Annotated in this window: 14 protein-coding genes and 1 tRNA gene; 7 read left to right on the forward strand and 8 right to left on the reverse strand. The window is 59.9% G+C overall.

The genetic code is table 11. The annotated features are described in order from the left end of the window. The first annotated feature begins 9 nt into the window (after window positions 1–9). On the forward strand, window positions 10–252 hold the full coding sequence (locus ACQKKX_RS04895) for a hypothetical protein (RefSeq protein WP_427569279.1): 243 nt from the start codon (window positions 10–12) through the stop codon (window positions 250–252). Between the two features lie 318 nt (window positions 253–570). Here the strand turns inward: ACQKKX_RS04895 and ACQKKX_RS04900 are convergent, their stop codons facing one another. Both ACQKKX_RS04900 and ACQKKX_RS04905 read right to left on the reverse strand, forming a co-directional pair. Beyond that, window positions 571–993 carry a hypothetical protein gene (locus ACQKKX_RS04900; RefSeq protein ID WP_427569280.1) on the reverse strand — a complete coding sequence of 141 codons (423 nt, stop codon included), beginning with the start codon at window positions 991–993 and terminating at the stop codon, window positions 571–573. Window positions 994–1006: 13 nt separating this feature from the next. Further along, complete coding sequence (locus ACQKKX_RS04905) at window positions 1007–1771, reverse strand: hypothetical protein (RefSeq protein ID WP_427569281.1); 765 nt, start codon at window positions 1769–1771, stop codon at window positions 1007–1009. 235 nt (window positions 1772–2006) lie between these two features. Between ACQKKX_RS04905 and ACQKKX_RS04910 the strand changes: the two genes are divergently transcribed. Further along, window positions 2007–2579 (forward strand): hypothetical protein, encoded by a 573-nt coding sequence (locus ACQKKX_RS04910; RefSeq protein WP_427569283.1) that lies wholly within the window; start codon window positions 2007–2009, stop codon window positions 2577–2579. A gap of 165 nt (window positions 2580–2744) precedes the next feature. On the opposite strand, the gene ACQKKX_RS04915 is transcribed toward ACQKKX_RS04910, so the two are convergent. The 4 genes from ACQKKX_RS04915 to ACQKKX_RS04930 all read right to left on the reverse strand — a co-directional run bounded on the left by ACQKKX_RS04915 (window position 2745) and on the right by ACQKKX_RS04930 (window position 4971). Beyond that, window positions 2745–3065 carry a hypothetical protein gene (locus ACQKKX_RS04915; RefSeq protein ID WP_427569284.1) on the reverse strand — a complete coding sequence of 107 codons (321 nt, stop codon included), beginning with the start codon at window positions 3063–3065 and terminating at the stop codon, window positions 2745–2747. A gap of 661 nt (window positions 3066–3726) precedes the next feature. Further along, window positions 3727–3957 carry a hypothetical protein gene (locus ACQKKX_RS04920; protein WP_427569285.1) on the reverse strand — a complete coding sequence of 77 codons (231 nt, stop codon included), beginning with the start codon at window positions 3955–3957 and terminating at the stop codon, window positions 3727–3729. Window positions 3958–4564: 607 nt separating this feature from the next. Next, window positions 4565–4640: transfer RNA gene (locus ACQKKX_RS04925), tRNA-Lys, on the reverse strand. A gap of 136 nt (window positions 4641–4776) precedes the next feature. Further along, complete coding sequence (locus ACQKKX_RS04930) at window positions 4777–4971, reverse strand: hypothetical protein (RefSeq protein ID WP_427569286.1); 195 nt, start codon at window positions 4969–4971, stop codon at window positions 4777–4779. A gap of 132 nt (window positions 4972–5103) precedes the next feature. Between ACQKKX_RS04930 and ACQKKX_RS04935 the strand changes: the two genes are divergently transcribed. Both ACQKKX_RS04935 and ACQKKX_RS04940 read left to right on the forward strand, forming a co-directional pair. Then, a complete protein-coding gene (locus ACQKKX_RS04935) occupies window positions 5104–5613 on the forward strand; it encodes a heme-degrading domain-containing protein (protein ID WP_427569287.1) in 510 nt (169 codons plus the stop codon). Between the two features lie 11 nt (window positions 5614–5624). After that, complete coding sequence (locus ACQKKX_RS04940; protein ID WP_427569288.1) at window positions 5625–6179, forward strand: DUF924 family protein; 555 nt, start codon at window positions 5625–5627, stop codon at window positions 6177–6179. A gap of 23 nt (window positions 6180–6202) precedes the next feature. Here ACQKKX_RS04940 and ACQKKX_RS04945 read toward each other — a convergent pair whose 3' ends face one another. Beyond that, on the reverse strand, window positions 6203–6454 hold the full coding sequence (locus ACQKKX_RS04945; RefSeq protein WP_427569290.1) for a GlsB/YeaQ/YmgE family stress response membrane protein: 252 nt from the start codon (window positions 6452–6454) through the stop codon (window positions 6203–6205). On the opposite strand from ACQKKX_RS04945, the gene ACQKKX_RS04950 reads away from it, so the two are divergent. The 3 genes from ACQKKX_RS04950 to ACQKKX_RS04960 all read left to right on the forward strand — a co-directional run bounded on the left by ACQKKX_RS04950 (window position 6453) and on the right by ACQKKX_RS04960 (window position 10249). Further along, entirely contained in the window at window positions 6453–6632 is a 180-nt protein-coding gene (locus ACQKKX_RS04950; RefSeq protein WP_427569291.1) for a hypothetical protein, read from the forward strand. The two genes, ACQKKX_RS04945 and ACQKKX_RS04950, sit on opposite strands and share 2 nt — an antisense overlap. Window positions 6633–6647: 15 nt before the next feature. Beyond that, window positions 6648–9272: a mechanosensitive ion channel domain-containing protein gene (locus tag ACQKKX_RS04955; protein WP_427569292.1), complete on the forward strand. Its 2625-nt coding sequence runs from the start codon at window positions 6648–6650 to the stop codon at window positions 9270–9272. Window positions 9273–9394: 122 nt separating this feature from the next. Then, window positions 9395–10249 carry a response regulator gene (locus ACQKKX_RS04960; protein ID WP_427569293.1) on the forward strand — a complete coding sequence of 285 codons (855 nt, stop codon included), beginning with the start codon at window positions 9395–9397 and terminating at the stop codon, window positions 10247–10249. A gap of 78 nt (window positions 10250–10327) precedes the next feature. Here the strand turns inward: ACQKKX_RS04960 and ACQKKX_RS04965 are convergent, their stop codons facing one another. Next, the gene (locus tag ACQKKX_RS04965) at window positions 10328–11347 is read right to left on the reverse strand and encodes a GlxA family transcriptional regulator (protein ID WP_427569294.1); all 1020 of its coding nucleotides are present in this window, start codon (window positions 11345–11347) and stop codon (window positions 10328–10330) included. Window positions 11348–11626 lie beyond the last annotated feature (279 nt).

Below are 11626 nucleotides of genomic sequence, written 5' to 3' on the forward strand. Positions count from 1 at the left end.
GGCGGATCCATGCTGATCTGGCTGTCGTCTTCGATCGGCAAGATCATGGTCAAGTGGACCGCCTTCGTGGCCACCGGCGTCGCGATCTACTGGAAGATCTACGCGGCCGGTAAGGCTGCCGAGAGACCAAAACAGGCTGCGGAGAAGATGGATGCCGTCAGAGAGCGGCAGAGGTTTCAGGATGCCGTATCAAAGATGCCTACTGATCGCGTTCGTGACGAGCTTCTTGGCTGGGTGCGCGACGACGGCTGATTGGTGCGCTTGCAATCGTCTGTTCCGACCGACGGCAAAAGACGTTGCTACGATGTCCGATGGGATAGCTCGACAGCTTCTGGAGCCCAATTGAACGGGCGCCAAGGTGTGCGACTAGAAACCTTGAAAAAGGCCGGAATCACTCCCCAGCCTCGCTGTCCCTTACCCGCTGTTCCAGTTCTCGGTGGAAATCGTGTATGGACCACCATCGATGACATTCGGGCCGCTCGTATTGCGGCTGCTCAACCAGTTTTCCTTCTGCTATGAGCTGCCTCCGGGCGATCTTCTCGGAGAAGTGCTTCTTCCTCGGCTTCTCAGTCACGCAAACAGCTCCTTCTGCCCGGCATTTTCTCTTGCTTCGATCTCGTCGATGCTCCCCTGACGATACCAACCCGGCTCAGTCGGCCGCCGCCCCGTCACACGCTCGGTGACTAGGCAATCCCGCCCGCGATCCCATGAGTGCCTGACCCATAGCGCACCCTGCAGTTCCTCGATCGCCGCCAGTTCTGCCGCCGCGTCTTCCTCGGCTTCGATGACCCGGCGACGTTCCATTTCGGCTTCATCGAGCGCCTGGATCGCGTAGATGACAGCTTGGCGGTCTTCGTCGTGCAGCGATCTCGTTGCACCGACAGCCCAAGCCTTCACGACTGCAGACCAGTGCATGTAGCTGTCTTCCACCCACGACGGGCCGCACACCTTGAAGAGCTTTCCGGCCACCGCGGTAACTGTGGCGTCTCTCATCACTCGAGCCATCTCAGAAATCCTCCAGTTCGGCCATCGCCTTTGCTACAGCGGATTCGAACGGCTGGATTTCGTCCCCGCGCTCGATGTCTGCGACGGCGGCTTCGAGGCGCTCGACTTGGGATGTCGTGACCTGCTGCAGCCAATATCGGTACTCTGTTGAAAACGACCACAGGGAATACCTGTCGCAATCAGCGATCTCGCAGAGCACGTCGTCGACGTCGTTGCGGCCGATGTGGTCAAACTGATCCCGTAGCTGCCACACTCCGATCCGCCACCTGCTCCGGAGAGCGGCCATCGCATCGAGCGGAGGCACCTTCACATCTGGATGGATCGCCCACGTCACCCGCACACTGCCGCCTAGCTTGTCGGCGATCTCACGCATGCGCAACGGGTGCGGATGCCTGGCACGCACGAGTCCGGTATGGTCGTGCGCAGTGTAGATCGGCGTCAGATGAGCCTGATCTTCGCCGCCGACCTCAATGCGGAATGCCCCAACAACCGCACGCCAGTACGCGTCAACGGCCAGATCCCGGATCCGGTCGAGCGTGGCCGCGGGCATCCGGCGGTGGGATACCGTGGCGACACCGCGGCTGTAAGCCTTAAGCGTGATCGGCGAGATGCCGAGAGCGGCGGCGGCGGCGTCTCGGTCGATGCCGTACGATGCGAGCAGCTCCTCGGCTTCGCAGCATGCGGCGCCAATTTCGGAATCCGTGAGGTGATAGAGAGCGCGGGGGCGTGTGACGACGTCGTCTTCAATTTCGATGTCTAGTTCCATTTCAGTCTCCTCCGGCGAAGATCCGCCGTTGAGAAAATGGTGTGTCCATCTCCGGACACATGCAAGTCACCTCTCCAAAAAAAGCTATTGTCAAAAATTGGTTAGGTTAAAATTGGCGCGCACTATCGGTTTGAGTCCACACATTTGTCCGTGAGTTTTCCGCCGGCGATTTCTGCCGTTTGTCGCTTTCGGCCGTGAGCGGGATCCTGGTCTCATCAGACAAGGAGGTGTCGACATGGAACCGAAGAAGAAGTCACTCTGGAGCCTGCTGAATCCGTCCACCTGGATCGCCGCAATTTTCGAACCGTTGCTTAGGTTTTTCGGCCTGCTTTCGCCGCCCAGCACGGAAGGCTTCGAGAACCTGACAAAGGCGGACGTCGAAGAGGCAGCCGAGGATGCGAAGCGCACGGAAGAAGCGATCGATGCCATCCTCCGCGACATGTCGCCTGCTGAGGTCGTGAAAGCCTACGCGTCGGCGTCTCCGGAGGATCGTGCGCTGATGGATCTGTCCGCGCTCGATGATGAGGGTCAGCAGTGGCTCCAGAGCTTGTCGGAAGACGACCTGACGCTACTCTCGATGTCGACCGCGGCCGGATGTGCGCGGAGCCTGGAAGCGCGGGCCATGAAGCCGATCTATCCGAAGCCTGCGGCAGAAACAGAAGAGGCCGAGATCCTGCGGATCCCGACCGTGGAAGATGTCGAAGAAGAGAAGCGCGCATTCGTTGCCGCACGGTACCGTGAGCTATTTCTGGCTCCGGGCGTTGCCAACACGAATCCTAGATACATTCCCGGAAGCACCATCCACTGAAACTGACACCCAGTCGCTCTTGATCCTGAAACCGCCCATGTCTGACATCGGGCGGTTTTTGATTTCGAAGATCCTGATAGCGTCCCAAAGCTCGGGGACCTCGTTGAGAATTCCGCCCCAGCGAACTGCCATCGCCTCATCAGAGAGATCGGTGCGGGGATCCATTCAGGCTGCTCCACGATCACGGTTACGCTCGATGTGCGCCTGACGCTGCGCCAGCGCGACCCGGAGACGGCGAACCTCGGCCTCGAGCGAGGCAACGTGGCGTACGGCACGCATAGCCACGCGGCCAAGCTCATCTGCGCGACCGCGAGCCTCGACGAGTTCGCAGGCATACTTATACGCGGCGCGGCGTTCGCGGCGTTCCTCGGCAGCTTGCTTGCCCGCGGCAGCGGCTTCCGCGAAGGTAGACGCAATGCCGACCGTCAGCAGGGTCAGCTCGCCCATGGCGGCTCCGGCCGGATTGCGAGAAGTAAACATCGACATACGCAGCACTCCTGACCGACTTCGGGATCATAGGCGTACACGGAACCGAATCGCTTGTGAGCCCCAAATCTCCCGGAAAGGTAAAGGCTTCACGATCGATCTCATGGACTTCTGCATGCGTTATCTCGGCAGCTTCTTCTCGCTCAGCTTGTTGCCCGACTTGTTCGTGCAGCCCTTGCATCTGAGCCGAGTCGGGATCGCCGATAGAACCGCCTGCAGTCCCATCACCGGGGATGATATCGCGCCTCTCTATCGACCCGCTCCTCCTGCATGCGGACAGGTGCCGACAAGAACGTACCATTCCGGCAGCATATCAAGCGTCTCTTCAGCGGCCGCTGCCGTTGATGGTGCGGCCGCCTGCACTCCGGAAGAGGCGGATCCGGCGCCTGTGTGATCGTCATGCGATGCCTCTGATTGAGATGGATCAGGGTCTTCCCTGGGCGCTCGCGGACGGCGGCTTTCAGTGCCGCGCAGGACACCCCGAACGTCGTCGACCTCGATATCGTTTCCAGGAGCTGGCCACCGCTCTCAGGCGCATCCGACCAGACCTCTATTCGATATGGAGCATCAGGCGGCTCGGAGGATCCACGGCGGCTGCCTTCGCCGACCGTGTAGCCGACGTCGGCGCCATCGCGGACGAGATCGACACCTCGGCGGTGTTTCACGATACCCGCTCGTACTTCGGCTTCCAGCCGCGGGAGATTCCCTTCGACATCAGATTGCTGGCGATCCAGAGCTGGTCGCGGAGGAAATCGGCGTCGGCAAGCAGGGACCGGATCGCGACGAGCGGATCACCGCCTGCAGCATTGAGGACTGACACGGCGAGATCGACTTCCGCAGGCGACTGGGTGACAGTTTCTTCTTCCGGGATATCGAGAGCGAGCTGAGTCATGAGGGTCTCCGTAGGAATGATATCCGCGTCAACGAATTTGTTCCTATTTTGTTCTCATCGCCATGCGAGTCAAGCGAGTCTTGCTTCTGGCTCCGCCGGCGACAATCATACTCATGCGCGGCTTAGCTCAGTTGGTCAGAGCACCGCTCTCGTTGGGATGATCGTTGTGGCGATCCGTAAGGATCAAGGAAACAGCCACGGGGACTGACGGCAGAGGAGGTCCGCGGTTCGAATCCAAGACCGCCGGGTGGTGCCCGATATCGCACACTTGCTAGAAGGCGGCATGGAGAGATCCTGCCGCCTTTTCTGCGTCTCGAATCTTGCAGGGAATGAAGGCACGATCGCAGGTGACGCAGCTCGATGGAGGAGCGCACCCCAGCCGACAGCCGCGATCTTCAGTTCGCGGAGAGCATGCTGACGAGGGAGGTTCGACGGTTCAAATCCGTCCGTCACAGTCGTTATCCACAAGTCTGTTGACTTGGAACGAAAATAGAACGGAAAAACAGATAGTTACCTCGCGTGATCTAATGGTGATCTAGCGGGGTGTCCGTGTTTTGTCTGATGACAGAAGAATTCAGTGTAACCCATTGATATCATAAGATAAAAATGGTGGGTGATGTAGGGCTCGAACCTACGACCCGCTGATTAAGAGTCAGCTGCTCTACCAACTGAGCTAATCACCCGTCTAATCCGTCCGGCGTTTGGTGTCACCGGCGGTGTGAGGGGGCGTATAAAGGGGTTCATCCGGCTTGTCTAGCGGCGCGGCGAATTTTCTTGAATCTTTTTGCGGAGCGTTTCGCGCGCCTGTGGGAAAGCCAGTTACGGGCTGGTCCGCTGCGGGTTGCCGAAGCGCTGCATCAGGAAGGCGGTTTCCGTTTGCGACCCCGAAAGACGGCTCGATTTGTCGAGCGTGGTGGAACCCGGTTGCCAGGCGATCGAGGCGAACAGGATGATCGTTGCGGCATAGGTGGCGCCGATCAGAAATTTGCGGCCGGAAAACGAGGGTGTGGACATGGCCTATCTCCTTTTCCGCCGTAACTGCCGGCGGGTCGAAAGGTTCCGGGAGGTCCGTTGCAGACGTCGGCGGGGTTTACATCAGCGAGGGGAGCAGCCATCAATTCCTGCGGAGATAAGGAGGCTGCGCTTATGGCAATTGAAGACGACCTGGCACTGATCCGCGAACAGGAAAGGGTTTTGCAGTTCGACCGGTTCAATCTAGACAGTGCCTGGGAACTGGGGCGGCTTTTGCGGCAGATGGCGGTGGCCGCAGGCCATCCGATCGCTATCGATATCCACATCAACGGCATGCCGGCCTTTTACGCGGCCCTGCCGGGGTCGGTTCCCGACAATGCGCAATGGGTCAGGCGCAAACGGAATGTCGCCACCCGCTTCGGGCACGCAAGCTATGCCGTCGGACTGGGCCTGGCGAGGGACAATCGCAGTGTTTCGGAGAAATACGGTGTCGACGAAACCGATTATGCGGCGCATGGCGGCAGTTTTCCGATTGTCGTTCGCGGCGTGGGGGCAATAGGCGCGGTCACCGTATCGGGACTGCCGCAGCGGGAGGATCACAAGATGGTGGTTCTGGCATTGGCGGAGATGCTGGGTGTGGACGCGGCGCCGCTTGATCTCGATGCTGGTCCGGTGATCGTTTGAAGGAGCGGGCGATGGCCGTAGATGAAAAAGCCGCAGAGCGGGTCCTGTCATTCTGGTTCGAGGAACTTGGCAAGGCGCGCTGGTTTCAACCGCCCGAAGGTCTCGACGACCTCATTCGCGATCGTTTTGCGGACCTGCATCGGGCATTGGCGCAGGGCGATATCAGCGCGTTTCGTTCTTCGGGTCGATACCGGATGGCTGCCATTCTGGTGCTCGATCAGTTTCCCCGCAACATGTATCGCGGCACACCGATGGCCTTCTCGACGGACTGGATGGCCTTGCGGGAAGCGCGGCTATTGGTGGATGCGGGTCTTGACCGCGAACTTGACACCCACGCCCGCTGCTTTTCCTACCTGCCGTTCGAGCATTCGGAAGATGTTGACGACCAGGATCGTGCCGTCGCGCTGTTTTCCGATCTCGGGGATGCCGAATATCTCGATTTTGCGAGGCGACACCGAGACGTGATTGTAAGGTTCGGCCGCTTTCCGCATCGGAACGGCATCCTCGGGCGTGAAACGACCGAAGCCGAGCTCGACTATCTGTCGCAGCCCGGCTCCGGTTTCTGAAGGGTTGTCGCTCGATCGGTCGGCTATCGCCTGATGGCGCGGCCGACCGCGATCAGGATGCAGGCTCCGACAAAACCGGCGATGAGGTAACCCAGCCATCCGCCCAGCACGATGCCGAAAACGCCCAGAATGGCGTTGGCGACGATGGCACCGATGATGCCGAGAAGAATATTCATGAGCACGCCCATATTGCTGCGCATGAACTTTTCAGCGAGCCAGCCGGCAATGCCGCCGATGATGATGGCTGCGATCCAGCCGATACCTGCTTCTTCCATGGATGATACCCCTTTTGAACTGTGCGGGGGTGAACGCGAACAAGGAATTGTGGTTCCCGATCAAGCATCGCTGGCCATTGAAAAAATGCAGTTTTTGACCGCCATCGCGTCGTTCCTTTCCTTCGCCGCGATCTATCCCTATCTTCGCGGACGAATCTGCCCGCCTGGCCCAGTTTGATGGATGAGTAATCGCGTGTCCGAAACGAAGACGAAGAAAACCGGCATTGGCCGTATTGCCGCGGCCGCCATGATCGCGCTTTTGATTGCCGTTGCGCCGGGTCCGTTGTCTTCGGCTGGCCACGCGGAGGATGTTCCGGCGGGCGCGGGGCATGCCCAGGCAGCACCGGGCCAAACAGCACCATCCCAAACACCACCAGCCCAGAACCCGCCGGCCCAGGCGCCGGCAAATCCGCCGCAGGGCAGCCAGCCGGCGTCTTCGCAGCCGGATCAGAACGGTCAGGCCGCGCCCGCCGATAGCGGCGTGGCGCAGGTGACGGCTGATTCCATCAATGCCAATGTGCGCGCCAACCTGGCGGGCATCCGTTCGCAGCTCGACGCCTTTCGCGAGCGCGTGCAGCGGGACAGCGATGACGATGGCAGCCTTGCCGAACTGCGCGTTCGTGCCGAGGAAATCACCGCCGCGATGCAGGAGACCTCGGCGCGGCTGAAGGAGCGGGAAACGCAGATTCAGGAACGCCTGACCGCTCTCGGCGAGGCGCCCAAGCAGGGACAGCCCGGCGAGCCGCCGCTCGTGTCGCAGGAGCGCGGCAGGCTTATGAACGAGCGGGCGGAACTCAATGTCGTCGCGGAAAACGCTGCAAGCCTTTCCGACAGCGCCAACCAGCTTGGCAATACCATCACCAATCTGCGGCGCAATCTTTTCACCCGGACGCTGTTTCGCCATACCGACATGTCCAGCGACCTGTTCATCGAAGCCGGGCAGGCAACCAAGAGGGAAGTATCGAACTTCGCGCGGACAATTTCAGGCTGGGCCGGTTTCGTATGGAACTACAAGAAGTACCAGCTGCTGGGTGCGCTGGTTCTTTCGCTTGGCGCAGGTCTTCTTTTCCTGCTCGGAGGCTACCGCGTCTTTGCGCGGCTGATCCACCGCAGGGTCGTGGGCGGCGAGGCGCCGTCCTATCTGCGACGGCTGTCGGTGGCCTTCTGGTCCACAGTCGTCGAGACCATGTCGCTTGCGGCGTTTCTGATCTGCTCCTATCTCTTCCTCGACGGCTTCAACGTGCTGCGATCCGACGTGTCGGCGATGGTCGCGTCGTTTTTCGGGTTCGTCTGGTTCATCTATTTCGTCTGGAACCTGACGTCGTCGGTGCTTGCGCCGGCAGATCCGGACTGGCGGCTGGTGCGCATCACCAATCGCGGTGCTCGGCTTCTGTCGCTGGCGGTCATCGCCATGGCGGTGGTGAACGGGCTCGACTATCTGCTCGGCTCCGTCAGCGAAGCCCTGAATTCGCCGCTGATCGTCACGATTGCGAAAAGCATCATCGCGGCCTTCGTGATCGGTCTCATCATGATCGGCCTGTCCTTCGTGAAGCCGATCATCGCTGCGGGCGAAACGGCCGACGCACAGGGACATCCGTGGCCGCGGGCTGCGCGTATCCTGTTGCGACTGGCCGGCCTGCTTCTGATTCTCTCGGTGATTGCCGGCTATGTGGGCTTTGCCCGCTTTGTCGCGACCCAGGTCGTCCTGACGGGTGCTGTCACCGTGTTGATCTATATCGGTCTGCTTTCGGGCAAGGCGGTTTCCAAACAGGGCGCCTTCAAGAAGACAGCGGCGGGCACGAAGCTGGCCGAGCGTTTCAAGTTCGGCGATGTCGGGCTGGATCAGACGGGGCTTCTCGCCGGGCTGAGCATCTATGCCTTCGCGCTGGTGTTCGGCATTCCGCTGATCCTGCTTACCTGGGGCTTTCAGCTGACCGACATCGAGTCCTGGGTCTACCAGTTCTTCACCCGCATCACGATCGGCAATATCTCAATCTCGATCGTCAGCATTTTTGGCGGCGTCCTTCTGTTCGCCGCAGGATATGTTGTGACCGGCTGGATTCAGAAATGGATCGACGGCAATGTCATGGCCCGTGGCCAGGTCGATATGGGCGTGCGCAATTCGGTGCGTACCGGCATCGGCTACCTAGGCGTTGGCCTGGCGGCACTTATCGGCATTTCGGCCGCGGGGATCGATCTGTCGAGCTTCGCGCTCGTGGCGTCAGCCCTGTCCGTCGGTATCGGTTTCGGTCTGCAGAACATCGTTTCGAACTTCGTGTCCGGCTTGATCTTGTTGGTCGAACGGCCGTTCAAGGTGGGCGACCACGTCATCACCGGCGCGACGGAAGGGATCGTCAAGCGTATTTCGGTGCGGGCCACGGAAATCGAGACATTCCGTAAGCAGTCGATCATCGTGCCGAACTCGGAGCTCATCAATGCGCCGCTCGGCAACTGGACGCATCGCAACCGCATCCAGCGCAACGAGATCCCCGTTTCCGCCAGTTACGACGCCGATCCGCATCAGGTCATCGAGATCCTGCTCGACCTTGTCAAGGAAGTGCCAGAAATCCTCCGCACCCCGGAGCCGCATGTGGAGTTCCTGCGTTTTGCACCGTCTTCGCTCGATTTCGAACTGCGGTTCCACCTGGCCGACATGGACGCCGGCTTGCGCATACGGAACCAGTTGCGCGCCGATATCCTCAAGGCTTTCCGTAGGGCGGGCATCGACATTCCGTTCCCGCAACAGGAAATCGTCCTGCATCGCGGCAAGCCGAATTGGGTCCCGGAGAAGGAAGAGGATCCGCGCGGGGGAGCGTAATCAAGTATAGGTCGTGCCGGCCGCAAGGACTGACCGGAAAGATCATGTTTTCGATTAACGGTTCTGCAAAACGTCATCGTCAATATGCTTCATCAGGGGCGGTTCTCACTGACAGGGGCATCATGACTTTTCTCGGCATTTCCGGCATGCAATATTCCGGCCAGGACCTGGCCGGCGCGCGTATCCTTCTGGCTGAAGACTCCAATGTCTTCACTTCGATGATCGGCAAGCGGTTGAAGGAACTCTTTGGGATCGAGGTGGAGATCTGCCGAAATTTCGAGGACTTGCAGCTCGCCTATGATCGGTCCACCGACCCCATTACACTCGCCATATCCAACATCAACCTGCCCGGCGCCGAAAACGGTGAGGCGCTCGAATACCTGATCGATCTCAGCGTTCCCGTCATCGTCTTCACCGGCACATTCCATGAGGATACCCGTGAGAAGCTGCTGAAGCAGGATGTCGTCGACTATATTCTCAAGGATAACGTCTTTGCCGTTGAAATGCTGGCGGAATCGGTCTGCCGGTTCCTCACCAATCATCAGCATCACGTCCTCATCGTCGATGACAGCCCGACCGCCCGGGCGCTGCTGACCAGCCGGCTCAAGCGTTACAATTTCCGTGTGAGCACCGCCGACAGCGGCGCGAAAGCGCTCGACCTTTTGAAGAAGAATGCCGACATCGGTCTCGTCGTCACCGATTACAACATGCCGGATATTGACGGGTTCGAACTGACCCGCCGCATACGCTCGGTGCGCGGCAGCCACGAGCTGCGCGTGATCGGCGTATCGTCCTCCGACAACCGTCTCCTTTCGGCGCGTTTCCTCAAGGCGGGGGGGAATGATTTCATGCTCCGCCCGTTCATCGACGAGGAATTTTACTGCCGCGTCAACCAGAACCTCGACACGCTGATCCAGATCCGCTCGATGCGGGCGGCCAGTGCGAGCGCAGGTCAGGCACAGAAAAGCGTGGCGTAACCGCTTCGCGGTTCCCCATAACGAACGGTAGGGCGTCGCTGCCGGCAGCGGCGCCTTTCTTGTCGAAGATATCGCGTCTCAGGCGGCAACGCTTTGTTGCGCCGTCATGATCGTGAGCTTGCGGTCGGCGCGTTCCTGCTGCGGGGAGCGGTCATAGACCTCGCGGTAGCATTTCGAGAAATGCGAGGCCGAGACGAAACCGCAGGCGACTGCCACTTCCACGACGGGCAAGGAGGACTGGACCAGCAGATGGCGCGCGCGGTCGAGTCGGATTTCCAGATAGTAGCGGGCAGGGGAGCGCCCCATTTCCTGGCGGAACAGGCGCTCGATTTGCCGCCGCGACAGACCAGCGCTATCGGCGATGTCGATGAGGGAGAGCGGTTCGGCAAGATTGGCCTCCATGACCTCGATGATCGACAGGACCTTTGAGTTCTGGATGCCGAGACGTGCCCGCAGGGGCAACCGCTGACGGTCGTGCGGACTGCGAACGCGATCGGTCAACTGTTGCTCGCAAATGCGGTTGACAAGGTTGTCCCCGAAATCCTGCCCAATCAAGTTCAGCATCATGTCGAGGGAGGCGGTACCGCCGGCGCAGGTATAGATGTTGCCGTCCACCTCGTAGAGATCGGCATAGACTTCGGCCTGCGGAAAGGCCTCGGCAAATCCCGGCAGATTTTCCCAGTGAATGGCGCAGCGTTTGCCATTGAGAAGGCCGGCCTGGGCAAGAAGATGCGCGCCGGTGCACAGGCTGCCGACGGCAAGGCCGCGATTGTAGGTTTCGCGCAGAAACGCGCTCGCCGTCTTGTTGTGGAAGTCCTCTACCTGGATGCCGGAACAGACCAGTACCATGTCCGGCCTGTGTTCGCCGCCGAGCGCCTTTCGTTCGTCCGCGATGGAGGAATTGACCTCGATGCCGATGCCGCAGGAGGAGACCACCTTTTCACCATTGGTGGAACAGAGCCGCCATGTATAGGCCGCATAACCCAGCATGCGATTGGCAATGCGCAGCGTCTCGACTGCGGCAGCGAAAGGCAGCATGGTAAATTGCGGAACGAGGAAGAAGGCAATCGAGCGCTTTTTGGTCGGGAACGTGTTCATGCCGCGGTCTCCAAGACGAATGTCAATTCCTCGCGTGAACTATGCGCCGTCAATATCCAAATAGCGACATAAATATGGGGCTTCGCGGCATAACTCGCGAACCCCCATATTTGCTTGGTTCCGACACGGCGTCCGTTGCGACAAGCGGCGTCGTCACCGGCAATACGGGCGACTATCAGGCTAAAGTATCCGTTTTGATCAAGCCGGTTTTGGAGTCCATTTTTGCTTTTTTCGCAGGAGTGCGTTTGCGAGGACCACGAGCTTTCGCATGACGGCGGT

Origin of the sequence: Neorhizobium sp. NPDC001467 (assembly GCF_050275975.1) — a bacterium.
GTDB lineage: Bacteria > Pseudomonadota > Alphaproteobacteria > Rhizobiales > Rhizobiaceae > Neorhizobium.

Bases quoted from the DNA above. Each gene is read 5' to 3' on its own strand.
- ACQKKX_RS04895 (WP_427569279.1), top strand. From the start codon at position 10: ATGCTGATCTGGCTGTCGTCTTCGATCGGCAAGATCATGGTCAAGTGG.
- ACQKKX_RS04900 (WP_427569280.1), bottom strand. From the start codon at position 993: ATGAGAGACGCCACAGTTACCGCGGTGGCCGGAAAGCTCTTCAAGGTG.
- ACQKKX_RS04905 (WP_427569281.1), bottom strand. From the start codon at position 1,771: ATGGAACTAGACATCGAAATTGAAGACGACGTCGTCACACGCCCCCGC.
- ACQKKX_RS04910 (WP_427569283.1), top strand. From the start codon at position 2,007: ATGGAACCGAAGAAGAAGTCACTCTGGAGCCTGCTGAATCCGTCCACC.
- ACQKKX_RS04915 (WP_427569284.1), bottom strand. From the start codon at position 3,065: ATGTCGATGTTTACTTCTCGCAATCCGGCCGGAGCCGCCATGGGCGAG.
- ACQKKX_RS04920 (WP_427569285.1), bottom strand. From the start codon at position 3,957: ATGACTCAGCTCGCTCTCGATATCCCGGAAGAAGAAACTGTCACCCAG.
- ACQKKX_RS04930 (WP_427569286.1), bottom strand. From the start codon at position 4,971: ATGTCCACACCCTCGTTTTCCGGCCGCAAATTTCTGATCGGCGCCACC.
- ACQKKX_RS04935 (WP_427569287.1), top strand. From the start codon at position 5,104: ATGGCAATTGAAGACGACCTGGCACTGATCCGCGAACAGGAAAGGGTT.
- ACQKKX_RS04940 (WP_427569288.1), top strand. From the start codon at position 5,625: ATGGCCGTAGATGAAAAAGCCGCAGAGCGGGTCCTGTCATTCTGGTTC.
- ACQKKX_RS04950 (WP_427569291.1), top strand. From the start codon at position 6,453: ATGGATGATACCCCTTTTGAACTGTGCGGGGGTGAACGCGAACAAGGA.
- ACQKKX_RS04945 (WP_427569290.1), bottom strand. From the start codon at position 6,454: ATGGAAGAAGCAGGTATCGGCTGGATCGCAGCCATCATCATCGGCGGC.
- ACQKKX_RS04960 (WP_427569293.1), top strand. From the start codon at position 9,395: ATGACTTTTCTCGGCATTTCCGGCATGCAATATTCCGGCCAGGACCTG.
- ACQKKX_RS04965 (WP_427569294.1), bottom strand. From the start codon at position 11,347: ATGAACACGTTCCCGACCAAAAAGCGCTCGATTGCCTTCTTCCTCGTT.